The following is a 26,783-nucleotide window of genomic DNA, read 5'->3' as shown; positions in this document are numbered from 1 at the left end:
GCTCCTGCTGGTCTGCGCAGCAGGCCCATCTTGCGGCCGCTACGCAGCCGAGCGGGAGCAAGCTCCCTCGCCACGGGGGTTATCAGCCATCCTGGATAGATGTGTTCGCAGATAAGCTAATTCGAAAAAGTTATTTATTTACTCATTCTTAGATCATTTAGTCTCCTCCAACGCCGACTCTCCGGCGGCCTGTTGAGGAGCTTCTCCATGTCTTTGCGTTTCCCCCTTCGCCTTCTCGCGGCCGCCTCCCTGGCCGCGGCGAGCCTTTTCGCACAGGCGGCCGACCTGACCGTGGCCTATCAGACCACCGTCGACCCGGCCAAAGTCGCCCAGGCCGACGGCGCTTATGAAAAAGCCACCCAAGCCAAGATCAACTGGCGAAAATTCGACAACGGCGCCGATATCATCGCCGCCATTGCTTCGGGCGATGTGCAGATCGGTTACCTGGGTTCCAGCCCGCTGACCGCCGCCATCACCCGCAAGGTTCCGGTGGAAACCTTCCTCATCGCCACCCAGATCGGCGCCGCCGAAGCCTTGGTCGCCCGTGATGGCTCCGGCATCAACACGCCGCAGGACCTGATCGGCAAGAAAATCGCCGTGCCGTTTGTTTCCACCGGTCATTACAGCCTGCTCGCCGCGCTGAAACACTGGAACATCGACCCGTCGAAAGTCACCGTGCTCAACCTCGCGCCTCCAGCCATCATCGCCGCCTGGAAGCGCGGCGACATCGACGCCACCTACGTCTGGGACCCGGCCTTGGGCGTGGCCAAGGAAAACGGCAAGGTGCTGATCACCTCCGCTGAATTGGCCCAGTTCGGCGCGCCAACCTTCGACGCCTGGATCGTGCGCAAGGACTTCGCCCAGAAGCATCCCGAGATCGTCACGGCTTTCGCCAAGGTCACCCTGGACGCCTACGCCCAGTACCGCAAGGACCCGCAAGCCTGGCTGGCCGACGCCTCGAACATCGACAAGCTGGTGAAACTCTCCGGCGCCAAGGCCAGCGACATTCCATTGCTGTTGCAAGGCAATGTCTTCCCGTTGGCCGCCGACCAGGTGGTCAGCCTCGGTGCCCCAACCACCCAGGCGATCACCAACACCGCCGCGTTCCTCAAAGAGCAAGGCAAGGTTGAAGCCGTGCTGCCGGACTACGCGCCATACGTCAGCGCCAAATACATCACCCGCTGATCAAAAACAGGAGACGTCGAGATGGCCTTGCTACAGCTGGAGCGCATCAGCGCACAGTACCCCGGCGCAACAAAACCGGTACTGGCGGATATTTCGTTGACCTTGAGCCCGCAGCAGTTGCTGGTTGCCCTCGGTCCCTCCGGCAGTGGCAAGACTTCGCTGCTGAACCTGATCGCCGGGTTCGTCGAGCCCAGCACCGGCCAGATCACCCTGGACGGCATTCCGGTCAAAGGCCCGGGTGCCGAGCGCGGCGTAGTGTTCCAGGACGATGCGCTGTTGCCTTGGCAAGACGTGCTGGCGAACGTCGGGTTCGGTCTGGAACTGGCGGGGGTAGCCCGGGACAAACGCGAAGCGCGTGCGCGGGAGATGCTCGCCCTGGTGGACCTGGCCGGTTTCGAAAAGCGCCGTGTCTGGCAACTGTCCGGTGGCCAGAAACAACGCGTCGGGTTGGCCCGCGCGTTGGCGGCCGATCCGCGGATACTGCTGATGGACGAGCCCTTCGGCGCCCTGGACGCGTTCACCCGTGAACAGATGCAGGAACTGCTGCTACAGGTCTGGCAGCGCACTGCCAAACCGGTGTTCCTGATCACCCATGACATCGAGGAAGCGGTATTCCTCGCCACCGACCTGATCCTGCTGGCCCCCGATCCGGGGCAAATCGTCGAGCGCCTGAGCCTGGATTTCGGGCGTCGCTATGGCGCGGGGGAATCGGCGCGGTCGATCAAGTCCGACCCGCGCTTGATCGAAACCCGCGAGCATGTGCTGGCGAAAGTGTTCTCCCAACGCAGCGCCACTCGGCAACAGGAGCGCGCATGAGCAGCTATGAAATTCCAGCCGTGACCAACGACGCCGTGGCCTCCCGCCCCCCAGTCCTCGCGCGCCGTACCCTGAGCACGCGATGGATCAGCGGCCTGACGCTGGTGGTGCTGCTGTTGCTCTGGTGGGCCGTTACCGCCAGCGGCCTGATCGAACCGCTCTTCCTGCCGCCGCCCTCCGCCGTGCTGCAGAAAGGCTGGCTGCTGGCTACCAGCGGCTACATGGATTCCACGCTCTGGCAGCACCTCGGCGCAAGCCTCGGGCGGATTGGCCTGGGCCTGCTGTTCGCGGTGTTGACGGCAGTGCCGGTGGGTATCGCCATCGGTGCCAACCGTATTGCCCGTGGCGTGCTCGATCCGCTGATCGAGTTCTACCGGCCGATTCCACCCCTGGCTTACCTGCCGCTGATCGTGATCTGGTGCGGCATCGGTGAGCTGTCGAAAGTCCTGCTGATCTACCTGGCGATTTTCGCCCCGATCGCCATCGCCACTGCAACCGGCGTGCGCACCGTCGACCCGGCCAAACTGCGGGCTGCCCAATCGCTGGGGGCCACGCGGACGCAATTGATTCGCCATGTGATCGTACCCAGCGCCCTGCCCGACATCCTCACCGGTATCCGCATCGGCCTGGGCGTGGGCTGGTCGACGCTGGTCGCCGCCGAACTGATCGCGGCCACCAGCGGCCTGGGGTTCATGGTGCAATCGGCGGCGCAGTTCCTGGTCACCGATGTGGTGGTGCTGGGGATCCTGGTGATTGCGCTGATCGCCTTCGCCATGGAAATGGGCCTGCGCGCCCTGCAACGCAAACTGGTGCCGTGGCACGGCCAGGCCCACTGAACCCTGATGACCACGCCGACATTCGGCGCCGATCCGAGAGAATGACGATGAGCCGCCCGACCGTTACCCCCCTGAGCGTTGCCCTTGGCGCGCAGATCAGCGGGATCGATATCAGCCAGCCACTGGCCCCGGAAGACCGTGACACCATCGAGCAGGCATTGCTCGAATATCAGCTGCTGTTCTTCCGCGACCAGCCGATCGAACCCGCGCAACAGGCCCGTTTCGCCGCGTACTTTGGCGACCTGCACATCCACCCGATCTACCCCAACGTGCCGGAGCAGCCCGAAGTGCTGGTGCTCGACACGGCCGTCACCGATGTGCGCGACAACGCGGTGTGGCACACCGACGTGACCTTCCTGCCGACCCCGGCCATGGGCGCGGTACTCAGCGCCAAGCTGCTGCCGGTATTCGGCGGCGATACGTTGTGGGCCAGCGGCATCGCGGCCTACGAAGCCTTGTCGGCACCGTTGAAAAGCCTGTTGGCGGGCCTGACGGCGACCCACGACTTTACCCGTTCGTTTCCGCTCGAGCGCTTTGGCAACACGGCGGAGGACCGGCTACGTTGGGAAGAAGCACGGCGCAAGAATCCACCGCTTTCGCATCCGGTGATTCGCACTCATCCGGTGAGCGGCCGCCGCGCGCTGTTCGTCAACGAAGGCTTCACTACGCGCATCAATGAGCTGTCGGAAACCGAAAGCGAGGCGATCCTGAAATTGCTGTTTGCCCATGCGACGCGTCCGGAGTTCACCGTTCGCTGGCGCTGGCAGGCCAACGACGTGGCCTTCTGGGACAACCGCGTGACCCAGCATTTCGCCGTGGACGACTACCGCCCCAACCGGCGGGTGATGCATCGGGCGACAGTGTTGGGAGATGTGCCGTTTTTCCGGTGAGTGCTCCCCAAACGCCCCATATCCCCGTGGCGAGGGAGCTTGCTCCCGCTCGGCTGCGTAGCAGTCCCAAAATCTCGGATCAGTTCATCATGCGCAAGCAAGATGAACTGGGGGCCGCTTCGCGACCCAGCGGGAGCAAGCTCCCTCGCCACGGGTCCTGCGTTCAACCTGATAAACCGGCTGGAATTACTCAGCCGTCGAAGGTTTCTCCCACAGGTTGATCCCGCCTTCCTGGGCAAACCGGTCGATCTCGGCCAACTCTCCGGCGCTGAACTCGAGATTCTGCAGCGCGCCGACGTTCTCGACGATCTGCTCGGGCCGACTGGCGCCGATCAGGGCCGAGGTGACCCGTGGATCGCGCAATGTCCAGGCCAGGGCCATTTGCGCCAGGCTCTGGCCGCGCCGCTGGGCGATCTCGTTGAGGGCGCGTACGTGGGCGATGTTTTCCTCCGACAGATGCGAGGCCTGCAACGAACCGCCGCCTGGGCGATTGACCCGCGCATCGGCGGGAATGCCCTTGAGGTATTTGTCGGTCAGCAGACCCTGGGCCAGCGGCGTGAAGGCGATCACGCCAGTGCCCAGTTCCTCGGTGGCCTCCAGCAAGTCCTTCTCGACCCAACGGTTGAGCAGGTTGTAGGCCGGCTGATGGATCAACAGCGGCACTTTCCATTCCTGAAGCAGCGCCGACATTTCCCGGGTCTTCACGCCCGAATATGAAGAAATGCCGATGTACAGGGCCTTGCCCTGCTGCACGGCGGTGGCCAGGGCGCTGGCGGTTTCTTCCAGTGGCGTGTCCGCATCGAAGCGGTGCGAGTAAAAGATGTCCACGTAGTCCAGACCGAGGCGCTGAAGGCTCTGGTCAAGGCTGGCCAGCACGTATTTGCGCGAACCGCCGCCCTGGCCATAAGGGCCTGGCCACATGTCCCAGCCGGCCTTGCTGGAGATGATCAGTTCGTCGCGGTATTGCTGGAAATCTTCACGCAGCAACCGGCCGAAATTGATTTCGGCGCTGCCGTAGGGCGGGCCGTAGTTATTCGCCAGGTCAAAATGATTGATGCCTAGGTCGAATGCCGTGCGCAACAAGGCTCGCTGAGTGTCGATCGGCGTGCTGTCGCCGAAGTTGTGCCACAAGCCGAGTGACAAGGCCGGCAGTACCAGCCCGCTGCGCCCGACGCGGCGGTAAGGGATGGTTTCGTAGCGGTTTTGCGCAGCGGTATAGGTCATCGAAAAAGCTCTCTGTTCGGACGGCGGGTGGCAGAAGCTAACATTTCACAGACGCACCGGTCAGGTCGAAAGTTCGCAAATTGAGGGTAGGAGCGCCTCCCCGAGCCCTAACGCGCCTGCGCAAAAACCTCCGCCACCCAATCCACGAACACCCGTACCCGCGGTGACATGTGTCGGTTGTGTGGATAAACCACCGATACCGGCATCGACGGTGGCGGTGTCGCGGCGAGCACTTCGCGGATCAGGCCTTGGCGGATCGGCTCCTCCATTCGGTAATACGGGCATTGGATCAGGCCCATGCCGGCGATCGCCGATGCCGCGTAGATTTCCGCCCCGGACACCGACAACGCGCCCCCGATCGGAACCTCCTTGAGCTCGCCGTCGACCATGAATTCGAATGGATAAAGCTTGGCGGTGGTGCGCGAGACGTAGTTCACCGCCTTGTGCTGCTTGAGATCCGCCAGGCTTTTCGGTTCACCGTATTGGCGCAGGTAAGCGGGGCTGGCACAGGTGATCTGGCGAAGATTGGCGACACGCCGGCCAATCAATGACGAATCCGCCAACGTACCGGAGCGCACGACGCAATCGACGCCCTCGGCGATCAGGTCGACGAAACGGTCCGCTTCACTGATGAACAGTTCGATATCCGGGTAACGGGCCATGAATTGCGGCAACGCCGGGATCACGAAATACCGCGCCTGAGTTCCATGCAGATCCACCCTCAACTTGCCCTTGGGTGCCACCCCGCGAAACGCCAGCTCGGCTTCTTCGAGTTCCGCCAACAATTGCACGCAACGCGGGTAATAGGCCTCGCCATCGAGGGTCGGGCGCACCCTGCGTGTGCTGCGTTCCAGCAGACGGACACCCAGCCAGGCTTCGAATTGATTGAGCGTATGGGTCAGCGTGGCGCGGGGCATGTTCAGGTCTTCGGCAGCCAGGGTGAAGCTGCTGCGCTCGTAGATACGGACAAACACCTTCATCGCCTTGACTTGGTCCATCTGAAGCCCTGATTGTTGAGGAATTTTGAACAGTCAAGGCAACTCTCCTGCATTTATCGCCGCGCGTAAACATGTGAATCTCGCCTCAACCCATTACGAATCTCAAGGAGATCCTTGCCATGACTGCTCAGAACGCCAAAGTCGCCATCGTCACCGGTGCCTCCCGTGGGATCGGCGCGCAGATAGCCAGGCAACTGGCGAGCGATGGTTTCGCCATCGCCATCAACTTCGCCAGCAGCGCCACCGAGGCCTCGCAGCTGGCGGTGCAGTTGCGTCAGGCCGGGCACCCGGCCATAGCGGTGAAGGCCGACGTGTCGGTGGCCGCCGACGTCAGCCGGATGTTCGATGAAGTCGAAGCGCAACTGGGCAAGGTCGATGTATTGATCAACAACGCCGGCATCCTCCAGGTCATGCCGTTGGCGCAGCACAGCGACGAGTTGTTCGACCGCACGTTCGCCATCAACACCCGTGGCACCTTCAACACCCTGCGCGAGGCCGCGACCCGGCTGAGCGATGGCGGCCGCATCGTGAATTTTTCCAGCAGTACCGTGGGCATGAACCTGCCGGGGTACTCGGTGTATATCGCCAGCAAGGCCGCGGTGGAATCCCTGACACAGGTGTTTGCCAAGGAACTGCGCGGTCGCCAGATCACCGTCAATGCCGTGGCTCCGGGGCCGGTCGCCACCGAACTGTTCATGCACGGCAAAAGCGAAGAGCAGGTCCAGCACTATGCGAAGATGCCGCCGCTGGAGCGCCTCGGCCAGCCGGAAGACATCGCCAGCATCGTGTCATTCCTGGTAAGCCCGACCGCTGGTTGGGTGAACGGCCAGATTCTGCGGGCTAACGGAGGGCTGGTCTGAGGCGTGCTCTGCGGCACCCTCCAAACCGCCTTCGCGAGCAGGCTCGCTCCCACAGGGTATCGCATATCCCTGTGGGAGCGAGCCTGCTCGCGAAGGCCTCGGAGCGGTGCAGACTCTTTCCTGTCAGCGCACCAGATGCAGAAACTGCATGTGCCGCTCGTACTGGTCGAGGATGTCGTTGATGACCTGCTCCTTGGAATACCCCACCAGGTCGTAGTCCTGGCTGCCCTCGCTCAGGTGTACTTCGGCGCGGTAGTAGCGACGATTGTTGATCTGTTTGGAGCCCATGCCACCCCGGGCGAGGGACGGCGTGAAGTAACCCCGCATCTGCACCTGATAGATGAACGGATGCTGTTCGCCGTGGCCGATTTCCAGGCTGACGCTGTCGTTGGCCGGGTCTGGCTGGGTCATCACCGTCAGGCCCTTTTCGGCGAATACCGCCTTCACCTCCTCGATGGCCGGACGCACCGTGGTATCGAGGAAGCGATACACCTCGTCGCGAGAAGGAAAATGCACCGCCTGGCTCAAGCGCTGACGCCAGCCGCCAGTGCCCCGCCGGGAGCCCGACACCGGCGCGAGGGAATGCAACTGCGCGATCTGCTTCTGCGACTCCAGGTAGAACGCCTTATGCAGGCCCCACATCATCAGCAGCAGAATCAACGAGAACGGCAAGGACGTCAGCACCACCGCCGACTTCAAGGCATCGATGCTGCCGGAGAACAGCAAGGCACTGGTCACCAGGGCAGTCATCGCGCCCCAGAACACCCGCAGCCATTTCGGCCCGTCCTCATCGGGGCTGCCACCCTTGGCCGACAACGTCGACAGCACCACGGTGCCGGAGTCGGCGGACGTGACAAAAAACACGAAGCTGATAAACACCGTGACCGCGATCACCGTCTTGCTCCACGGGTAGGTTTCCAGCAGCAGGTAAAGGCTCATCGACGGGTTGTCCAAGGCCGACATGCCCAGGGCGCTCATGCCATGGTTCAGGACCTGATCGATCGCGCTGTTACCGAAAATCGACATCCACGCCAGGGTGAAACCGAGGGGGATCAGCAGCACGCCGAACACGAATTCACGAATCGTCCGGCCACGGGATATCCGTGCGATAAACAGCCCCACGAACGGCGACCAGGCGATCCACCACGCCCAGTAGAACACCGTCCAACCGCCCAGCCAGTCGCTGGGCTCGTTGTAGGCATACAGGTCGAAACTCTTCATCGGCAGGGCGCCGAGATAGTCGCCGATATTCTGGATAAGCGTATTGAGCAAATGCTGGGTCGGCCCGGCGAACAGCACAAACAGCAACAGCGCGCAGGCTAGCAGCATGTTGATATCGGACATGACACGCACGCCCTTGTCGACGCCGGCCACGGCGACAATGATCGCCGCGCCCATCATCAGCACGATCAGCCCGACCTGGATCCACTGGGTGTGAGCGATGCCGAAGAGGTAATCCAGACCGGAATTGAGGTGCAGCACACCAAAGCCCATGTCCGCGCCAAGGCCGAACACGGTCGCGATAATGCCGAAGCCGTCCACCGCATAACCGATCGGGCCGTTGATACGCTTGCCGATCAGCGGGTACAACGCCGACCGCAAGGCCAGCGGCAGGTTGTGCCGGTAGGCGAAGTACGCCAGGGCCATGCCAACGAAAGCGAACACACCCCAGCCGTGCAAACCCCAGTGCAGGAACAGAATCTGCATCGCCTGGCGCGCCGCATCGGCACTGCCGGCTTCGCCCTGGGGCGGCTGGACCAGATGGGTCAGGGGCTCGGATACGCAAAAGAAAAACAGGGTGATGCTGATCCCGGCGGCGAACAACATGCCGGCCCAGGACAGGTAGCTGAATTCGGGCTCGTCGTGGTCGGCACCGAGCTTGATCTTGCCGTAGCCGGACAAGGCGGTGACCACCACGAAGACCAGATACAGGGTCATCGCCAACATGTAATACCAGCCGACCGTATTGGCCGCCCAGTTCTGCGCGGCCAGCAACCAGGCGCCAGCTTGCTCCGGTACGGCGATGACGACCAGGCCAAACAGCAGGATGAAGGTCGCGGCGAAATAAAACACCGGCGGATTCATGCGGACCAGGCCGCTGGATGGGAGGGACGAAGTACTCATCGACGGTGCACCTCGCAAAGCGAAATCATGACGTGCGCAAACGGACTCGGCAAAGGCAAGCCTCCTGTTGTGAGCGGGCAGCAAACCAATGGTTTAACTTGAATGAACGTTCAAGTTAAACATGAAAGGGCTGCCAAGGACTAATCGCAGGGCTCAATGGCACGTTTCCTACACTAGCCCATGGGTGGGTATGACGTTGCCTGAAGTGATTTCGTTCAAACGTAGCCAACCCCTGTGGGAGCGAGCTTGCTCGCGATGACGTGCTGACAATCGACATCTTCATTGGCTGATTCACCGCTTTCGCGAGCAGGCTCGCTCCCACAGGGGTTTATCGTTATCCGCGCCCTCACACCCACATCCCGGTTGCCCGTGAATACTCAGCTGCCTATAGTCCGGATATCGCCTACAGCCAGTACGGACTCATGATCAAAGAACAGTTGTCTCGCTTCCATCGTCTCGATCTGCTCAGCCATCCGACGCCTCTGGAAAAACTCGACCGTCTCTCCGCCTGGCTCGGCCGCGACATCTACGTCAAGCGCGACGACCTGACGCCCCTTGCACTGGGCGGCAACAAGTTGCGCAAGCTTGAATACCTTGCCGCCGACGCCCTGGCCCAAGGCGCCGACACGCTTGTCACTGCCGGCGCGATCCAGTCCAATCATGTGCGCCAGACCGCTGCCCTGGCGGCGAAGCTGGGCCTGGGTTGCGTGGCGTTGCTGGAAAACCCCATCGGCACCGAGGACAGCAATTACCTGGGCAACGGCAACCGGCTGTTGCTGGAGCTGTTCGATGCCAAGGTCGAACTTGTTGAAAACCTGGACAACGCCGACGAACAGTTGCAGGCCCTTGCGAGCCGCCTGCGTAGCAACGGGAAAAAACCTTACCTGGTGCCAATTGGCGGGTCGAATGCCCTGGGCGCCTTGGGCTATGTGCGCGCGGGCCTGGAGTTGGCCGAACAGATCAAGGACACCGGGCTTGAATTTGCCGCCGTGGTGCTGGCCTCGGGCAGTGCCGGCACCCATGGCGGCCTGGCGCTGGCACTGAGCGAAACCCTGCCGGACCTTCCGGTGATTGGCGTGACGGTTTCACGCAGCGAGGAAGACCAGTTTCCGAAAGTCCAGGGGCTGGCCGAACGCACCGCGCAGCTGCTGGAAATGACCCTGCCACCGGCCTTTAAAGTGAATTTGTGGGACGAGTACTTCGCCCCCCGCTACGGCGAGCCCAACGCCGGTACGCTGGCGGCGGTCAAGTTGCTGGCGAGCCAGGAAGGCCTGCTGCTCGATCCGGTCTATACCGGCAAGGCCATGGCCGGGCTGCTCGACGGTATCGGGCGCGACCGCTTCGAAAACGGCCCGATCATCTTCCTGCATACCGGCGGTGCACCGGCGCTGTTTGCCTATGACTCGGTGTTCCAGGCTCGGTAAATGTCGCTGTAAAGCGAGTTTGCTCGCGATGGCAGTCGATCAGTCGGGGGTATTTAGCTGACATACCGCCTTCGCGAGCAGGCTCGCTCCCTCAAGATGTTGATTACATATTGGAATATGTTCGTGATTTAATATTATTTTCCAATCTATACGACCCAACCTATAGTCGCGCCGCAGGCGTATTTGCCACGAGACGCAAAGCCTGCTTTTAGGGCAGGATGTGGCAATTCTTTCGGATCGCGGCTACGCCTTTCTCTTCCAGATAAACGTCATCATAAAAATACAGGGGCTTGTCATGAATTTTTCCGCATTACGTCGCAACCTGCTGGTGGGTTCGCTGGGCCTGGCATTGAGCGCCGGGCTGATGGGGCAAGCGGTTGCCGGTGAGCAGCTGCAGAAAATCAAGGACGCTGGTGAAATCAAGATCGGCCTGGAAGGCACTTATCCACCGTTCAGTTTTGTGGATGACAGCGGCAAACTGACTGGCTTCGAAGTGGAATTTTCCGAAGCCCTGGCCAAGGAACTGGGGGTCAAGGTCAAGCTGCAGACGACCCCATGGGCCGGTATCCTCGCTGCCCTGGAATCCAAGCGCCTTGACGCTGTGGTGAACCAGGTGACCATCTCCGAAGAGCGCAAGAAAAAGTACGACTTCTCCGAGCCGTACACCATTTCCGGTATCCAGGCGCTGGTACTGACCAAAAAAGCCGACGAACTGAACATCAAGAAAGCGGCTGACCTGGACGGCAAAAAAGTCGGCGTGGGCCTGGGCACCAACTATGAGCAATGGGTCAAGGCAGAGGTACCGGGCGCCCAGGTCAAGACCTACGACGATGACCCAACCAAGTTCCAGGACCTGCGTGTCGGCCGCATCGACACCATCCTGATCGACCGCCTGGCCGCGCTGGAATACGCCAAGAAAGCCAACGACACCACCGTCACCAGCGAAGCCTTTTCTCGCCAGGAGTCTGGCATTGCCCTGCGCAAAGGCGAGTCCGAGCTGCTGGCAGCCGTGAACAAGGCCATCGAAAAACTGCGCGCCGACGGCACGCTGAAAAAGCTCTCGGAAAAATACTTCAGCGCTGACGTCACTCAATAATGGAAGCAGCACTTCAACTCGCGCTGGACTCCGCGCCCTTTCTGCTCAAGGGCGCGTATTACACGGTCATCCTCAGCCTGGGCGGCATGTTCTTCGGCTTGCTGCTCGGGTTTGGCCTGGCGCTGATGCGTTTGTCGCGCTTCAAACCGGTGAACTGGATCGCCCGCATCTACGTGTCGTTCTTTCGCGGCACGCCGTTGCTGGTGCAGTTGTTCGTGATCTATTACGGCTTGCCGCAACTGGGCATCGAGCTGGACCCACTGCCGGCGGCACTGATCGGTTTCTCGCTGAACATGGCGGCCTACGCCTGCGAAATCCTGCGGGCCGCGATCAGCTCCATCGAACGCGGCCAGTGGGAAGCGGCGGCCAGTATCGGCATGACCCGCGCGCAGACCCTGCGTCGGGCCATCCTGCCGCAAGCCGCACGCACAGCCCTGCCACCGTTGGGCAACAGCTTCATCTCCCTGGTCAAGGACACTGCATTGGCGGCGACCATCCAGGTACCGGAGCTGTTCCGCCAAGCGCAGTTGATCACCGCCAGAACCTTCGAAATCTTCACCATGTACCTTGCCGCCGCGCTGATCTATTGGGTTCTTGCCACCGTGCTTTCGCACTTGCAGAACGTCCTGGAAGCCCGGGTCAATCGGCATGACCAGGAGTCCTGACCGATGATTGTCGTGGAAAAACTGACAAAGCAGTTCAAGGGTCAGGTAGTGCTCAACGGCATCGACCTGAAGATCGAAGAAGGCGAAGTGGTTGCGATCATCGGCCCCAGCGGCTCGGGCAAGACCACCTTCCTGCGCTGCCTGAACTTCCTCGAAGAACCCAGCAGTGGCCGGATCAAGGTCGGCGACATCGAGATCGATGGCAGCCGCCCGCTGAACCAGCAACAGGGCCTGGTCAGGCGTTTGCGCCAGCAGGTAGGGTTCGTATTCCAGAACTTCAACCTGTTCCCCCATCGCACCGCATTGGAAAATGTCACCGAAGGCCCGCAGGTGGTGAAAAAAATTCCCCGTGCCGAAGCCGAAGCCCTGGGGCGCAAGCTCCTGGCCAAGGTCGGGCTGGCCGGCAAGGAAGACGCCTACCCACGGCGCCTGTCCGGCGGTCAGCAGCAGCGCGTGGCAATTGCCCGGGCGCTGGCGATGGAACCGGCAGTGATCCTGTTCGACGAGCCGACCTCAGCCCTCGACCCCGAACTGGTGGGCGAAGTGCTGGCGACCATTCGCGGCCTGGCCGAAGAAAAACGCACCATGGTGATCGTCACCCACGAAATGGGCTTCGCCCGGGACGTGGCCAATCGCGTGGTGTTCTTCGATAAAGGTGTGATCGTCGAGCAAGGGGAAGCCAAGGCTTTGTTCGCGGCGCCTAAAGAAGAGCGTACTCGACAATTCCTCAGCAAGTTCCTCTCCGCACACGCCGCGCAATAAGTTATCCGGGCCACTTCCATGGAAGGAAGTGGGTAACTTTTACGTCATACTCTTGATCGCTACAAAACAACTTACAGCCCCGCCCTCAGTTTAGAAACTTGTCAGCACGACATGCGCACACCTTGCGTAACACTTATGTCGAACCGTCCGACCACTGTCTCGCGCCTTCAGCTACCGTAAGCAATACGATAGGCGCTGGGGCAAGGAAAGTGGCGTCTGACGGCACGCATTACTAACTGCATCGCGTAGGAAACTTCTGAAGAGTTAATCAATCAAGCATTAATCCCGCCCTTCTATTGACACTGTAACTGCCCAACCCTTATCTAGAAGCCAACAGGCGACGCGCATTATTTTTTATTCCCTCAGTCCTGCACAGAAAGTTCATGATTTTATTGCAACGCAATAAACAATGCCGCGTTTATCCGTGCCTTTGACCTTTATGAAACAGCTCGATATGGACACCAAGGAGAACACCATGACATGTACGTCACCGATCCTCGAACTGGCCGCGCCCGCGCTGGCCAATGCCCTGCATACCGGTATCAACATCACCAGTGCCGCTCGGCTGGAAGTGCTTATCACACCTTATTCCGGCATGGACGCGGGCGATCTGATCGAACTGTTCTGGGATAACTGCTACGTCGGCTCCCGCCAGGTATCCGAGGCGGATACCCATGGCGGCATCACGCTGCGGATACCGGAAAGCTTCGTCGTCAACGGGACGTCGTGCATCCATTATCGCGTCATGCGGGTTGGGCGTGGGCCGGCGCTGTCGGCCCCACAACGGGTGCAAGTCAAACTCGATTGCCCCGGAGGTCGGCCTTCGACCTTGATCGGCGATGAAAACCAGAGCCTGGCACCCGTGCGTATCCCCCAGGCCATCCGTCGCCAGGGCGTCAATCCGAATCAGATCAAGCGTGGCGTACCGCTGACCATCGAGCCCTACCTGAACATGGCCGCCGACGATGCGATCACTTTGCGTTGGGGCGACGTACGCATGGACCTGCCTCGGATCAAACCTTGCGAGGTGGGCCAGCCGGTCCATGTCTGGGTGCCACCGGAAATAATCACCGAAGCCGGCGAAGACCTGCGCCTGGAAGTGACCTATTGCATCCTTGATCGTGTAGGCAACACCTCCCATTGGGCACCGCCGCGGACATTGAAGATCGGTTGCGCAAATGCGTATCTGAAGGACCCCGCCGGAAGCGTTGTGGGTCGTTGAAATGCCTTGGCAAAATAATCGGTTTTGTAGCGAGAAGCTTGCTCCCTCGGCTGACGACGCTCCAGTGGGCGGCAACCACTGGAAAGCGGGTCGCTGCGCAACCCGGCGGGAGCAAGCTCCCTCGCCACAAAAGCAGTTTGACCCGAGCGGCACTGCCCCAATATAAATCCAACCTATCGATATTCCTAAATGATAGTTCAAAAACATTTTATACGCGTTTAGGGTATATCGACCGGACCACCGGACATTCTTGATTTTCGCCACCGCATTCATCGCGGTGTTTTCTTGAGATGTGAGGTGGGTATGGTACGGAACACAAACGCCCCGGTGCAGGGCGCCAAGGCACTGCACGCAGCCACGGAGTGGCTGTAATGTCCGATCTGGCGCAAGCAAAGGTCCATAGCGACCTGGATGTGGCTCCATTGTTATTGCCGGCACAGGTGCTGCGCACCGATGCCGAGGCAATCAAGGCCGCGCATGAACTCGCACAGGTTGCTCGCCAGCAGGCCGCGCGCCGCGATCAGCAGCGCAAGCTGCCCTGGGCGGAAATCGAGCAATTCACCCGCAGCGGGCTTGGCAGCATTGCCGTTCCTCGTGAGTACGGCGGGCCGCAAGTCTCGTCAGTTACCATCGCCGAAGTGTTCGCGATCATTTCCGCGGCCGATCCAGCCCTCGGGCAGATCCCGCAGAACCAGTTCGGCGTGCTCCAGCTGATTCTCGCCACGGGCACCGAACGGCAAAAGAAAACTCTCCTCCAGAGCGTGCTCGAAGGCTGGCGCATCGGCAACGCCGGGCCGGAGCGCGGCACCCGCAACACCCTGGACCTCAAGGCGCGGATCACCGCCGATGGCGATGGCTTCGTCATCAATGGACAGAAGTTCTACTCCACCGGCGCCCTGTTCGCCCATTGGGTCGCCGTGAAAACATTGAACGACGAAGGTCGCCAGGTGCTGGCTTTCGTCCGGCGCGGCACCCCGGGCCTGCGCATCGTCGACGACTGGTCGGGCTTCGGCCAGCGCACCACGGCCAGCGGTACCGTGCTACTGAACAACGTGCGGGTCGACGCCGAATTGATCCTGGACAACTGGCGCATCAACGAAACGCCCAACGTGCAAGGCGCCTTCTCGCAGTTGATCCAGGCGGCAATTGACCTGGGCATCGCCCGCGGCGCCATCGACGACACTATCGCCTTCGTTCGCGAACGCGCCCGGCCCTGGATCGATGCCAAGGTCGAGCGGGCCAGCGACGATCTGTACGTGATCGCCGACGTCGGCAAGCTGAAAATCGAACTGCATGCCGCCGAGGCTCTGCTGCGCAAGGCAGGGCACGTACTGGACCAGGTCAACGCCGCGCCGATCACTGCACAGTCCGCCGCGCGCGCTTCGATAGCCGTCGCCGAAGCCAAGGTGCTGACCACCGAAATCGCCCTGCAAGCCAGCGAAAAACTCTTCGAGCTGGCCGGCAGCCGCGCCACCCTTGCCGAGTTCAACCTCGACCGCCACTGGCGCAACGCGCGGGTCCACACCCTGCACGACCCGGTGCGCTGGAAATACCACGCAATCGGCGACTACCACCTGAACGGCACCTTGCCCGCCCGACATTCCTGGATCTGACGGCCCGACTACTGGAGCAGCACATGACGCTTTCCCAACACGTCGCGGTGATCACCAGCGATGAACAAGCCCTCATTGTCGCCAGCGACCTGGCCGATGACTTCAAGCGCGACAGCGCCCTGCGCGATCGCGAACGGCGCTTGCCGCACCCGGAGCTGGAAGCCTTCACCCGCTCCGGCCTGTGGGGCATCAGCGTGCCCAAGGCCTACGGCGGCGCGGGCGTTTCCAACGTCACGCTGGCGAAGGTCGTGGCGTTGATCGCCCAGGCCGATGGCTCGCTCGGGCAAATCCCCCAGAACCACTACTACGCCCTGGAAGTGCTGCGGGTAAACGGTAGCGAAGCCCAGAAGCAACGGCTGTATGCCGAAGTGCTGGCCGGTCAGCGGTTCGGCAATGCCCTGGCGGAGCTGGGAACCAGGACTGCTCACGAGCGCACCACCCAACTGCTTCGCGATGGCGACGGGTACCGCATCAACGGCCGCAAGTTTTACGCCACCGGGGCGATCTATGCCCAGCGCATCCCTACTTCGGTGGTGGACGAGAACGGCGTGCAACAGTTGGCATTCGTCCCGCGCAACAGCCAGGGCCTGACAGTCGTCGATGACTGGAGCGGTTTCGGCCAGCGCACCACGGGCAGCGGCTCGGTAGTGTTCGAAGCCGTGCATGTCGCCGCAGAAGACGTCGTGCCGTTCCAGAGCGCCTTCGAACGCCCTACTCCGGTAGGCCCGCTGGCGCAGATTCTCCATGCCGCCATTGACACCGGCATTGCCCGCGCCGCCTATGAAGATGCGTTGCATTTTGTCCGCAGCAAAACCCGGCCGTGGATCGACGCCACCAGCGATGTCGCCACCCAGGATCCGCATACGCTCAAGAGCTTCGGCCATCTGAGCATTCGCCTGCACGCCGCCGAAGCCTTGCTGGAGCGCGCCGGCGAATTCCTCGACCGCGCCCAGGCCGACACCCACGCCGAAACGGTGGCGGCGGCCTCGATTGCCGTGGCCGAAGCTCGGGCTATCAGCACCGAAATCTCCCTGGCCGCCGGCAGCACGCTGTTCGAACTGGCCGGCAGCCAGGCGACCCTGGCCGAACATGGCCTGGATCGTCACTGGCGCAACGCCCGGGTGCACACCCTGCATGACCCGGTGCGCTGGAAATACCACGCGGTCGGCAATTTCTACCTCAACGACGAAAAACCACCATTGCGAGGGACCATCTGATGGCCCTCGGCAAGAAAAAAATCCTCCTCAACGCGTTCAACATGAACTGCATCGGCCATATCAACCACGGCTTGTGGACGCATCCGCAGGACACCTCGACCCAGTACAACACGCTCGAATACTGGACCGGCCTGGCCCAGCTGCTGGAGCGCGGTCTGTTCGACGGGTTGTTCATTGCCGATATCGTCGGGGTCTACGACGTTTACCAGCAATCGGTGGATGTCACGCTGAAAGAGTCGATCCAGCTGCCGGTCAACGACCCGTTGCTGCTGGTCTCGGCAATGGCTGCCGTCACCCGCAACCTCGGCTTCGGCCTCACCGCCAACCTCACCTATGAGCCGCCGTACCTGTTCGCCCGACGCATGAGCACGCTGGATCATCTGAGTCGCGGACGGGTTGGCTGGAACATTGTCACCGGTTACCTGGACAGCGCCGCGAAAGCCATGGGCCTCGGCGCGCAGGTCGAGCACGACCGCCGTTATGACCAGGCCGACGAGTACCTGGAGGTGCTCTACAAACTCTGGGAGGGCAGCTGGGAAGACGATGCGGTGCTCAACGATCGCCAGCAACGGATCTACGCCCAGCCAGAAAAAGTGCACAAGGTCAGGCATCAGGGCGAGTTCTATCAGGTCGAGGGTTATCACCTCTGCGAGCCATCGCCCCAACGCACACCGGTGCTGTTCCAGGCCGGCAGCTCCGAGCGCGGGCTGCTGTTCGCCGGGCGCCACGCCGAGTGCGTGTTCATCAGCGGCCAGAACAAGCCGGCGACCAGGGCCCAGGTGGACAAGGTCCGCGCCAGCGCCGTCGCGGCCGGGCGCGATGCCGAGGATATCAAGGTGTTCATGGGCCTGAACGTGATTGTCGGCGAGACCGAAGCAGCGGCCTGGGCCAAGCATGCCGAGTACCTGGGGTATGCCAGCGCCGAGGCCGGCGTGGCGCATTTCTCCGCGTCGACGGGCATCGATTTTTCCGAGTACGAACTGGACGAACCGATCCAGTACGTGAAGAGCAACGCCATCCAGTCCGCGACCAAGACCTTGCAGAACAACGACTGGACCCGACGCAAGCTTCTGGAGCAACACGCCTTGGGCGGTCGCTACATCACCGTTGTCGGCTCGCCCGAACAGGTTGCCGACGAGCTGGAATCGTGGATCGCCGAGACCGGCCTCGACGGCTTCAACCTGACCCGCATCGTCACGCCACAAAGCTACGTGGATTTCATCGACCTGGTGATTCCCGAGCTGCAGCGCCGCGGGTCGTACAAGACCGAATACGACGACGGCACGTTGCGGGCAAAGCTGTTTCATGCAGAAGCGCGACTACCCGGCCAACACACTGGCTCGAACTACCGACGATGACCCCCGTGGCGAGGCGCTTGCTCCCGCTGGTGGGCGAAGCCCGGCCAAAAAAGCTCTGGGCTATTTCGTAGCCCAGCGGGAGCAAGCTCCCTCGCCACAAAAGCACATGACTCATTAATGACTGGAACAACCAACATGACCAAGCAACTCCTGACCCTGCCAGTCAAAGCACTGGCCCTGGCCCTCGGCCTGTTCAGTTCAGCGCTGTTCGCCGCCGACGCGCCGTTGAAAATCGGCACCACCGCCGCCTTCGCCATTCCTTTGGAGGCCGCTGTCGAAGAGGCCGGCAAACAAGGCCTGAAGGTCGAACTGGTGGAATTCAGCGACTGGATCGCGCCTAACGTCAGCCTCGCTTCGGGTGACATTGACGTGAATTATTTCCAGCACATTCCCTTCCTGGAAAACGCCAAGGCGGCCGCTGGGTTCGACCTGGTGCCGTTCGCGCCGGGAATCATCAACAACGTCGGCCTCTACTCGAAAAAATATAAAAGCTTCGACGAGCTGCCCGAAGGCGCGAGCGTCGCCATTGCCAACGACCCGATCAACAGCGGTCGCGGCTTGCAACTGCTGGCCAAGGCCGGGCTGATCCAGCTCAAGTCGGGCGTCGGCTACAAAGCCACCGAAGACGACGTCGTCGCCAACCCGAAGAAGATCAAGATCCTGCAGGTCGAAGCCGTACAACTGGTGCGCGCCTATGAAGACGCCGATCTGGTGCAGGGTTATCCGGCCTATATCCGCCTGGCAAATACCTTCGACGCGACGTCCGCGCTGCTCTTCGACGGCCTCGATCATAAGGAATACGTTATCCAGTTCGTGATCCAGCCCAAAAGCAAAAGCGACCCGCGGCTGATCAAGTTCGTTGATATCTATCAGCACTCCCCGGCCGTGCGCGCAGCCTTGGACAAGGCCCATGGCAAGCTTTATCAAGCCGGCTGGGAAAGCTGATATGAATGCCGTCAACGCTTTGCTTGAACAGCAAACGCCTACGCGCCGAAGCGCCGAAAGCACCGAGCTGCATCCACAGCTCAACCGGGCCCACGTGCGTTTTGTCAGCCTGGGCAAAACCTACCTGGGCGCCCAGGGACCGGTGAATGCGCTGCACGGCATCGACCTGGCGATCCAGCGCGGCGAGGTGTTCGGCATCATCGGCCGCAGCGGCGCCGGCAAGTCATCGCTGATCCGCACCATCAACCGCCTCGAGCAACCCACCAGCGGACGGGTGCTCATCGATCAGGTGGACATCGGCGAATTCGATGAAGATCGCCTGGTCGAGCTGCGCCGACGCATCGGCATGATCTTCCAGCATTTCAACCTGATGTCGGCCAAGACCGTCTGGCAGAACGTCGAGCTGCCGCTGAAAGTCGCCGGGGTGCCCAAGGAGCAACGCCAGCGCAAGGTCCGCGAGCTGCTCGAACTGGTGGGTCTGGATGGCAAGCACAAGGCCTATCCGGCACAACTCTCAGGCGGGCAGAAGCAGCGGGTCGGCATCGCCCGGGCGCTGGTCCACGATCCGCAGATCCTGCTGTGTGACGAGGCCACTTCGGCGCTGGATCCGGAGACCACCCAGTCGATCCTCGGCCTGCTACGCGAGATCAACCAGCGGCTGGGCCTGACGATCGTGCTGATTACCCATGAGATGGCGGTGATCCGCGAAGTCTGCGACCGGGTGGTGGTGCTGGAGCAGGGGCGGATCGTTGAGCAGGGGCCGGTCTGGGAAGTCTTCGGCAACCCGCAACATGAGGTCAGCCGGACGCTGCTGGCGCCGTTGCAGCACGCGCTGCCTGAAGAACTGCAGAACCGTTTGCAGCCGCACCCGGCATCGGCGGACGCCGCCACGGTGCTGCGCCTGCAATTCACCGGTGCCGCCCGCGATGAACCGGACCTCGCGGCCCTGTTCGGCGCCCTCGGTGGCCGGGTGCGACTGCTGCACGGCGGCATCGAACGGATCCAGGGGCATGGGCTGGGACAATTACTGCTCGCCGTGAGCGGCTCCTCACTGGGCGCCGAGGAGCTGCGTCAGCGGGCAGGTGCATGGGCACAACGGGTGGAGGTGCTGGGTTATGTGGTTTGATCGGTTATTGCAGGGCTTCATCGACACGTTCCTGATGGTTGGCGTGTCGTCATTGATCGCGTTGCTGGCGGGCATTCCGCTGGCGGTTATCCTGGTCACCAGCGGCAAGGGCGGCATTTACCAGGCACCGGCGCTGAACCGTGCCTTGGGCGCGTTCGTGAACCTGTTTCGCTCGATTCCGTTCCTGATCCTGATGGTGGCGCTGATTCCGTTCACCCGGCTGATCGTCGGAACGACCTATGGGGTGTGGGCTGCGGTGGTGCCGCTGACCATCGCCGCGACGCCGTTTTTTGCCCGCATCGCCGAAGTCAGCCTGCGGGAAGTCGACCACGGCCTGATCGAAGCGGCCCAGGCCATGGGTTGCCGGCGCTGGCATATCGTCTGGCACGTATTGCTGCCCGAGGCGCTGCCAGGCATCGTCGGCGGTTTTACCATCACGTTGGTGACCATGATCAATTCCTCGGCCATGGCCGGGGCGATCGGCGCCGGTGGCCTGGGTGACATCGCCTACCGTTACGGCTACCAGCGTTTCGACAGCCAGATCATGCTCACCGTGATCGTGCTGCTGGTGGCACTGGTCGCGGTGATCCAGTTGGGGGGCGATCGTCTTGCGCGTGGTTTGAACAAACGCTGAAGCGCAGCTCATCGGGGGAGCAAGCCTGCTCGCGATTGGCGGCCGGCGGGCTTGCGGTATAGTCGTCAAACACTTCCCAGCAAAGCCCGCGATCATGAAACACACTGCCGAAGACCTGCAAGTCATCACCGCCACGACCCTGGGTCATTACAACGCCGTGGCCGAGAATTTTCGCGAAGGCACCCGCGATCATGATGTCAGCCAGAACATCGACGCGTTGCTGCGCCACATCCAGGGCCAGGCACCGTTTCATATTCTCGACTTCGGCTGCGGTCCGGGGCGGGATTTGCGCACGTTCACTGGCATGGGCCATATCGCCGTGGGCCTGGACGGCTCGCAAGAATTCGCCCGGATGGCCCGCCAGGACAGCGGGTGCGAGGTGTGGCAACAGGATTTCCTGAAACTCGACCTGCCGGATGGACGCTTTGATGGGATTTTCGCCAACGCGGTGCTGTTCCACATCCCGGTCCAGGAGCTGCCCCGCGTGCTCAGGCAACTGCACGCCACGCTAAAGCCTGGAGGCGTTCTGTTCAGTTCCAACCCACGAGGCGAAAACCAGGAAGGCTGGAACGGCCAGCGCTTCGGCGCCTACCACGACCTCGACGCCTGGCGCATGTTGCTGGGCGCGGCAGGTTTTGTGGAGCTGGAGCATTATTACCGGCCAGCGGGGCTGCCACGGGAGCAACAGCCCTGGTTGGCGAGTGTGTGGCGTAAAGCTTGAAGGCAGATCAATCGAGCGGATGGATGCTACCCCCCGTGGCGAGGGAGCTTGCTCCCGCTCGACGGCGCAGCCGTCGTAAGGCGGCTGATGCGGTCTGCCTGGGAAATCACCTGATCCGGATTAGGGCTGCTTCGCAGCCCAGCGGGAGCAAGCTCCCTCGCCACGGATGATTCATCTGTTGTCACTCCGGCTGTTTCAACCACTTCTGCGACAGCTGCTCCAGCCGCCCATCCTCCTTGATCCGCGCCAGGGCATTGTCCAGGCTGGCCTTGAACGCCGGATTGTCCTTCTGGAATGGAATCACCAGGCTCGGCGGTGGGCCTTTCTTATCCTGCGCCTGGAACGACTGCGCCATCACCAGCGGACGTTGCGACTCGTCCTTGCTCGCCAGCAACTGCGCATCCGGTTGGCTGTAGGGGGTACTGGTATCGAAACGATCCGCCAGTTCCGGGGTCAGTGCTATGTGATTGATGGCGACGTCGTATTTGCCGGTTTCCACACCGGCCAACAAATCCTCGGCATCGGTGACAACGAAATCGGCCCGTACATCGAGCTCGCTCGCGAGCATTTCGCCCAGCTCCACTTCGAAGCCGGTGAGTTTGCCGTCTTCCTTGAAGTTGAAGGGCGCCGTGTTGGCCTCAAGAGCGATGCGCAACTCGCCCCGGTCGTTGATATCGTCGATCAATTCGGCATTGGCCAAAGGGCTCAAAAGCGGTAGCAGGCAGATCAGGCCAGGCAGGAAACGCATGGTCACTCCTAGAATTTATACAAGCGACGCTCGTCTCAGGCTCGCTTTGCTATGGTTGTTGCAGGCTTCGACAACGATTGTTCATGAAGTTGTCATGACTCAGCGGATTTCATCGAAAAACTGGAGAAAAAAATGAAAAGCTTTATGTCTCGTGCCGCGTTGGCTGGCCTGTTGTTGGGCACCTCGATGCTGGCAACAGCGGCGACCCCGGCCCCCAAGGGCGCAGAAGTGTTCATCGTTTCCCCGGAAGATGGCGCCACCGTCAGCCAGGAGTTCAAGGTCAAGTTCGGCGTCAAGAATATTGCCCTGGCCCCGGCGGGCGATGTGACCAAGAACACTGGCCATCACCATTTGCTGATCGATGTCGACGACGTGCCCGCCGCAGGCGCGCCGATTCCGACCGACGCCCACCACATGCACTTCGGCAAGGCACAAACCGAGGCCACCATCAAACTGGCCCCGGGCAAGCACACCTTGCAGTTGATCCTGGGCGACAGCGGCCATATGCCGTTCGACCCGTCGATCGTGTCCGAGAAAATCACGGTGAATGTGAAATAACGCCGGCTTGAAAACGCAGCATCTCTTGTGGGAGCGAGCCTGCTCGCGAAAGCGCTCTGTCAGACATATTTGTATTGGCTGATATTGGGCCTTCGCGAGCAGGCTCGCTCCCACAGGTGTGTGTGTTGTATCAGATAAAAAAACGGGAGCCCCCTGCGGGGCTCCCGTTTTTTCATTGCAAGCCAGGCTAGCTTAGAACAACACGCGGCAACGAATGGTGCCGTTGATGTGCTGCAGCTTCTCCTGCGCCAGGTCCGAGTATTCGGCATCGACGTCGATCACGACGTAGCCGACCTTCTCGTTGGTCTGCAGGAACTGGCCGGAAATGTTGATGCCGTTTTCCGCGAACACCTTGTTGATCTCGCTCATCACACCCGGAATGTTTTCGTGGATGTGCAGCAGGCGGTGCTTGCCAGGGTGAGCAGGCAGGGCGACTTCCGGGAAGTTCACCGACGACACCGAGGTACCGTTGTCGCTGTACTTGACCAGTTTTTCCGCCACTTCCAAGCCAATGTTGGCCTGGGCTTCAGCGGTAGACCCGCCGATGTGCGGGGTCAGGATCACGTTGTCCAGGCCACGCAGCGGGCTTTCGAAGATGTCGTCGTTGGAGCGCGGCTCCACCGGGAACACGTCGATGGCAGCGCCGATCAGGTGCTTGTCCTTGATCGCTTCGGCCAGGGCGTCGAGCTTGACCACGGTGCCACGCGCGGCGTTGATCAGGATCCCGCCCTTCTTGATGGCACGGATTTCCTTCTCGCCGATCATCCACTGAGTGGCCGGGGTTTCCGGTACGTGCAGGGTGACGATGTCGGACATGCCCAACAATTCGTGCAGGTCATTGACCTGGGTGGCGTTGCCCAGCGGCAGCTTGGTCACGGTGTCATAGAAGAACACCTGCATGCCAAGGCCTTCGGCGAGTACCGACAACTGGGTGCCGATCGAGCCGTAGCCGACGATACCCAGCTTCTTGCCGCGGATTTCGAAGGAGTTGGCCGCGCTCTTGATCCAGCCGCCACGGTGGCAGGAAGCGTTTTTCTCGGGGATGCCGCGCAACAGCAGGATCGCTTCGGCCAGCACCAGTTCGGCAACGGAACGGGTGTTGGAGTACGGCGCGTTGAACACCGCGATACCGCGCTCACGGGCCGCGTTGAGGTCAACCTGGTTGGTGCCGATGCAGAAGCAGCCGACCGCAACCAGTTTCTTGGCGTGGTCGAAGATCTCTTCGGTCAGTTGAGTACGGGAGCGAATACCGATGAAGTGAGCATCGGCGATCTTTTCCTTGAGCTGGGCTTCCGGCAGAGAACTGGTGATGTACTCGATGCTGGTGTAGCCCGCCGACTTGAGGACGTCGACAGCCGATTGGTGGACGCCTTCGAGAAGAAGGAACTTGATCTTGCTCTTATCGAGAGAAGTCTTGCTCATCTGCGTAAACCTGTGTCCCGGAGAAAAATGGCAGGGAATCGGGCAGCCTGGGCCGGCCCGACCGGCGTGACAGCCGTCGCCGCAGAACAGCCTTTGGGCACTACGCTGCGGGGTCGGTATGCTAGCATACGCCCCCCGCAAACACCCATTCCTGCGACGTGAAGCGTTCTCAGGATGACCATGAATTGTTCGAGAGTTCTGTCGATGACCAATCCTGCCGTGATAGATGAGCTGAAGACCCTGGTTGAGCCTGGCAAGGTCTTGACCGATGCCGACTCCCTGAATGCTTACGGCAAGGATTGGACCAAGCATTTCGCTCCGGCGCCGGTGGCCATCGTCTTTCCCAAGACCATCGAACAGGTCCAGGCCATCGTGCGCTGGGCCAATGCGCGCAAGGTCGCGCTGGTCCCCTCGGGCGGGCGTACCGGGCTGTCCGCAGCGGCCGTGGCGGCCAACGGCGAAGTCGTGGTGTCCTTCGACTACATGAACCGGATTCTCGACGTGAACCTGACCGATCGCACCGCCGTGTGCCAGCCGGGTGTGGTCACCGAACAACTGCAGAACAAGGCCGAGGAACATGGCCTGTACTACCCGGTGGATTTTGCTTCGGCCGGTTCCAGCCAGATAGGCGGCAATATCGGCACCAATGCCGGCGGGATCAAAGTCATTCGCTACGGCATGACACGTAATTGGGTGGCGGGCATGAAAGTCGTTACCGGCAAGGGCGACGTGCTGGAGCTGAACAAGGACCTGATCAAGAACGCTACCGGCTACGATTTGCGCCAGCTGTTCATCGGCGCCGAGGGCACGCTTGGCTTCGTCGTCGAAGCCACCATGCGCCTGGACCGGGCACCGAAAAACCTCACCGCGATGGTGCTCGGCACGGCGGATTTCGATTCGATCATGCCGGTGCTGCATGCCTTCCAGGGCAAGCTTGACCTGACCGCATTCGAATTTTTCTCCGACAAGGCCCTGGCCAAGGTCCTCGGTCGTGGCGACGTGCCGGCGCCGTTCGAAACCGACTGCCCGTTCTACGCCCTGCTGGAATTCGAGGCCACCACCGAAGAAGTCGCCAACCACGCGCTGGAGACCTTTGAGCATTGCGTCGAACAAGGCTGGGTGCTGGACGGCGTGATGAGCCAGAGCGAAACCCAACTGCAGAACCTGTGGAAGCTGCGTGAATACATCTCCGAGACCATCTCGCACTGGACGCCGTACAAGAACGACATCTCGGTGACCGTCTCGAAGGTACCGGCATTCTTGCGGGAAATCGATGCAATCGTCGGCGAACACTACCCAGACTTTGAAATCGTCTGGTTCGGCCACATCGGCGACGGCAACCTGCACTTGAACATCCTCAAGCCGGAAAACCTGAGCAAGGATGAATTCTTCGCCAAGTGTGCGACGGTGAACAAATGGGTATTCGAGACCGTCGAGAAGTACAACGGCTCGATTTCCGCCGAGCACGGCGTGGGCATGACCAAACGCGATTATCTGACCTACAGTCGCTCGCCGGTGGAGATCGAATACATGAAAGCCGTAAAGGCAGTCTTCGACCCCAACGGCATTATGAACCCGGGCAAGATCTTCGCGGTTTGCCCCTTATAAACACCTGATGAAAATCCAAAGGCAGGAGTCGGTTATGAGCTATCAGCACCAGTATGTCGACGGTACGCGCATTCATTTCCCGATCGGGAAAGTGGTGTGCATTGGCCGCAACTATGCCGAGCATGCAAAGGAGCTGGATAACCCGGTGCCCACCGAGCCGTTGCTGTTCATCAAGCCAGGCAGCTGCGTGGTGCCGCTGGAAGGCGGTTTCAGCATTCCCACCGACCGCGGGTCGGTGCATTACGAGGCGGAAATCGCCGTGCTGATCGGCAAACCGCTGTCCACCCGGCCCAGCGCTGAGGAAGTGCTGGACGCGATCTCCGGCTTCGCTCCGGCCCTGGACCTGACCCTGCGGGACAAGCAGGCCGAGCTCAAGGGCAAGGGGCTGCCCTGGGAAGTCGCCAAGTCTTTCGACGGCGCGGCGGTGATCGCCCCGTTCGTCTCGAAGGACACCTTCGCCGACCTGACCGACATCCCCGTTCGCCTGGTCATCAATGGCGAAGTGCGCCAGGACGGCAACAGCAGCCTGATGCTCAACCCCATCGTGCCGATGATCCAGTACATGGCCGGCTGTTTCTCGCTGCAGGCCGGCGACGTGATCCTGACCGGCACGCCGGCCGGCGTCGGGCCGTTGAACGTCGGTGACGCGCTGGTGCTGGAACTGCCGGGCGCGAGCCGCTTCGAGAGCAGTGTTCGTTAAACACGACACCTTACCTCACTGTGGGAGGGGG

Annotated in this window: 25 protein-coding genes; 20 read left to right on the top strand and 5 right to left on the bottom strand. The window is 61.3% G+C overall.

Features of this window, described 5'->3' with window-relative positions:
* Positions 1-207: 207 nt before the first annotated feature.
* The 4 genes from tauA to tauD are packed head-to-tail and all read left to right on the top strand — an operon-like array spanning position 208 to position 3,727.
* A complete protein-coding gene (gene tauA, locus ACE04F_RS08955; protein ID WP_486105990.1) occupies positions 208-1,185 on the top strand; it encodes a taurine ABC transporter substrate-binding protein in 978 nt (325 codons plus the stop codon).
* 21 nt (positions 1,186-1,206) lie between these two features.
* The gene (tauB, locus tag ACE04F_RS08950) at positions 1,207-2,001 is read left to right on the top strand and encodes a taurine ABC transporter ATP-binding subunit (RefSeq protein ID WP_486105988.1); all 795 of its coding nucleotides are present in this window, start codon (positions 1,207-1,209) and stop codon (positions 1,999-2,001) included.
* On the top strand, positions 1,998-2,837 hold the full coding sequence (gene tauC, locus ACE04F_RS08945; protein WP_486105986.1) for a taurine ABC transporter permease TauC: 840 nt from the start codon (positions 1,998-2,000) through the stop codon (positions 2,835-2,837). The genes tauB and tauC overlap by 4 nt, the downstream gene beginning before the upstream one ends.
* Before the next feature lie 47 nt (positions 2,838-2,884).
* Positions 2,885-3,727 carry a taurine dioxygenase gene (tauD, locus tag ACE04F_RS08940; protein WP_486105984.1) on the top strand — a complete coding sequence of 281 codons (843 nt, stop codon included), beginning with the start codon at positions 2,885-2,887 and terminating at the stop codon, positions 3,725-3,727.
* 186 nt (positions 3,728-3,913) lie between these two features.
* Here tauD and mgrA read toward each other — a convergent pair whose 3' ends face one another.
* Together mgrA and ACE04F_RS08930 are read right to left on the bottom strand one after the other, a co-directional pair.
* Positions 3,914-4,951 (bottom strand): L-glyceraldehyde 3-phosphate reductase, encoded by a 1,038-nt coding sequence (mgrA, locus tag ACE04F_RS08935; protein ID WP_486105982.1) that lies wholly within the window; start codon positions 4,949-4,951, stop codon positions 3,914-3,916.
* Between the two features lie 107 nt (positions 4,952-5,058).
* Entirely contained in the window at positions 5,059-5,949 is an 891-nt protein-coding gene (locus tag ACE04F_RS08930; protein ID WP_486105980.1) for a LysR family transcriptional regulator, read from the bottom strand.
* 119 nt (positions 5,950-6,068) lie between these two features.
* Here ACE04F_RS08930 and ACE04F_RS08925 point away from each other — a divergent pair, with 119 nt between their 5' ends.
* Positions 6,069-6,809 carry an SDR family oxidoreductase gene (locus ACE04F_RS08925; protein ID WP_486105978.1) on the top strand — a complete coding sequence of 247 codons (741 nt, stop codon included), beginning with the start codon at positions 6,069-6,071 and terminating at the stop codon, positions 6,807-6,809.
* 123 nt (positions 6,810-6,932) lie between these two features.
* On the opposite strand, the gene betT is transcribed toward ACE04F_RS08925, so the two are convergent.
* Entirely contained in the window at positions 6,933-8,894 is a 1,962-nt protein-coding gene (gene betT / locus ACE04F_RS08920) for a choline transporter BetT (protein ID WP_486105992.1), read from the bottom strand.
* Positions 8,895-9,355: 461 nt separating this feature from the next.
* Between betT and ACE04F_RS08915 the strand changes: the two genes are divergently transcribed.
* From ACE04F_RS08915 to ACE04F_RS08860, 12 genes are all read left to right on the top strand, one after another.
* On the top strand, positions 9,356-10,357 hold the full coding sequence (locus tag ACE04F_RS08915) for a D-cysteine desulfhydrase (RefSeq protein ID WP_486105976.1): 1,002 nt from the start codon (positions 9,356-9,358) through the stop codon (positions 10,355-10,357).
* 295 nt (positions 10,358-10,652) lie between these two features.
* Positions 10,653-11,453 carry a cystine ABC transporter substrate-binding protein gene (gene tcyJ / locus ACE04F_RS08910; RefSeq protein WP_486105974.1) on the top strand — a complete coding sequence of 267 codons (801 nt, stop codon included), beginning with the start codon at positions 10,653-10,655 and terminating at the stop codon, positions 11,451-11,453.
* Positions 11,453-12,118 carry a cystine ABC transporter permease gene (tcyL, locus tag ACE04F_RS08905; RefSeq protein ID WP_305497544.1) on the top strand — a complete coding sequence of 222 codons (666 nt, stop codon included), beginning with the start codon at positions 11,453-11,455 and terminating at the stop codon, positions 12,116-12,118. Before tcyJ ends, tcyL begins: the two co-directional genes overlap by 1 nt.
* A 3-nt stretch (positions 12,119-12,121) precedes the next feature.
* Positions 12,122-12,880 (top strand): L-cystine ABC transporter ATP-binding protein TcyN, encoded by a 759-nt coding sequence (gene tcyN, locus ACE04F_RS08900; protein ID WP_305497545.1) that lies wholly within the window; start codon positions 12,122-12,124, stop codon positions 12,878-12,880.
* A gap of 475 nt (positions 12,881-13,355) precedes the next feature.
* Positions 13,356-14,102 carry a hypothetical protein gene (locus ACE04F_RS08895; RefSeq protein WP_486105972.1) on the top strand — a complete coding sequence of 249 codons (747 nt, stop codon included), beginning with the start codon at positions 13,356-13,358 and terminating at the stop codon, positions 14,100-14,102.
* Between the two features lie 371 nt (positions 14,103-14,473).
* Positions 14,474-15,715, top strand: coding sequence for an SfnB family sulfur acquisition oxidoreductase (locus ACE04F_RS08890; protein ID WP_486105970.1), 1,242 nt, complete (start codon positions 14,474-14,476; stop codon positions 15,713-15,715).
* A 23-nt stretch (positions 15,716-15,738) separates the two neighbouring features.
* The gene (locus tag ACE04F_RS08885; RefSeq protein ID WP_486105968.1) at positions 15,739-16,932 is read left to right on the top strand and encodes an SfnB family sulfur acquisition oxidoreductase; all 1,194 of its coding nucleotides are present in this window, start codon (positions 15,739-15,741) and stop codon (positions 16,930-16,932) included.
* Positions 16,932-18,290 carry an LLM class flavin-dependent oxidoreductase gene (locus ACE04F_RS08880; RefSeq protein WP_486105966.1) on the top strand — a complete coding sequence of 453 codons (1,359 nt, stop codon included), beginning with the start codon at positions 16,932-16,934 and terminating at the stop codon, positions 18,288-18,290. Before ACE04F_RS08885 ends, ACE04F_RS08880 begins: the two co-directional genes overlap by 1 nt.
* Positions 18,291-18,425: 135 nt before the next feature.
* Positions 18,426-19,235, top strand: a complete 810-nt coding sequence (locus tag ACE04F_RS08875) for a MetQ/NlpA family ABC transporter substrate-binding protein (RefSeq protein WP_486105964.1) — start codon at positions 18,426-18,428, stop codon at positions 19,233-19,235.
* 1 nt (position 19,236) lies between these two features.
* Positions 19,237-20,361 (top strand): methionine ABC transporter ATP-binding protein, encoded by a 1,125-nt coding sequence (locus tag ACE04F_RS08870; RefSeq protein ID WP_486105962.1) that lies wholly within the window; start codon positions 19,237-19,239, stop codon positions 20,359-20,361.
* Complete coding sequence (locus ACE04F_RS08865) at positions 20,351-20,995, top strand: methionine ABC transporter permease (RefSeq protein WP_305497552.1); 645 nt, start codon at positions 20,351-20,353, stop codon at positions 20,993-20,995. The genes ACE04F_RS08870 and ACE04F_RS08865 overlap by 11 nt, the downstream gene beginning before the upstream one ends.
* Positions 20,996-21,089: 94 nt before the next feature.
* A complete protein-coding gene (locus ACE04F_RS08860; RefSeq protein ID WP_486105959.1) occupies positions 21,090-21,716 on the top strand; it encodes a class I SAM-dependent methyltransferase in 627 nt (208 codons plus the stop codon).
* A gap of 181 nt (positions 21,717-21,897) precedes the next feature.
* On the opposite strand, the gene ACE04F_RS08855 is transcribed toward ACE04F_RS08860, so the two are convergent.
* Positions 21,898-22,464, bottom strand: coding sequence for a transporter substrate-binding domain-containing protein (locus ACE04F_RS08855; protein ID WP_486105957.1), 567 nt, complete (start codon positions 22,462-22,464; stop codon positions 21,898-21,900).
* Positions 22,465-22,596: 132 nt separating this feature from the next.
* Here ACE04F_RS08855 and ACE04F_RS08850 point away from each other — a divergent pair, with 132 nt between their 5' ends.
* Positions 22,597-23,022 (top strand): DUF4399 domain-containing protein, encoded by a 426-nt coding sequence (locus tag ACE04F_RS08850; protein WP_486105955.1) that lies wholly within the window; start codon positions 22,597-22,599, stop codon positions 23,020-23,022.
* 192 nt (positions 23,023-23,214) lie between these two features.
* On the opposite strand, the gene serA is transcribed toward ACE04F_RS08850, so the two are convergent.
* The gene (gene serA, locus ACE04F_RS08845) at positions 23,215-24,444 is read right to left on the bottom strand and encodes a phosphoglycerate dehydrogenase (protein WP_039592617.1); all 1,230 of its coding nucleotides are present in this window, start codon (positions 24,442-24,444) and stop codon (positions 23,215-23,217) included.
* Between the two features lie 204 nt (positions 24,445-24,648).
* Between serA and ACE04F_RS08840 the strand changes: the two genes are divergently transcribed.
* Together ACE04F_RS08840 and ACE04F_RS08835 are read left to right on the top strand one after the other, a co-directional pair.
* Positions 24,649-26,052, top strand: a complete 1,404-nt coding sequence (locus tag ACE04F_RS08840) for an FAD-binding oxidoreductase (protein WP_486105953.1) — start codon at positions 24,649-24,651, stop codon at positions 26,050-26,052.
* Between the two features lie 34 nt (positions 26,053-26,086).
* The gene (locus ACE04F_RS08835; protein ID WP_486105951.1) at positions 26,087-26,752 is read left to right on the top strand and encodes a fumarylacetoacetate hydrolase family protein; all 666 of its coding nucleotides are present in this window, start codon (positions 26,087-26,089) and stop codon (positions 26,750-26,752) included.
* Positions 26,753-26,783 lie beyond the last annotated feature (31 nt).

This window comes from Pseudomonas sp. AGC41 (assembly GCF_057334555.1).
This window is presented reverse-complemented; position numbering and strand designations above follow the sequence as displayed.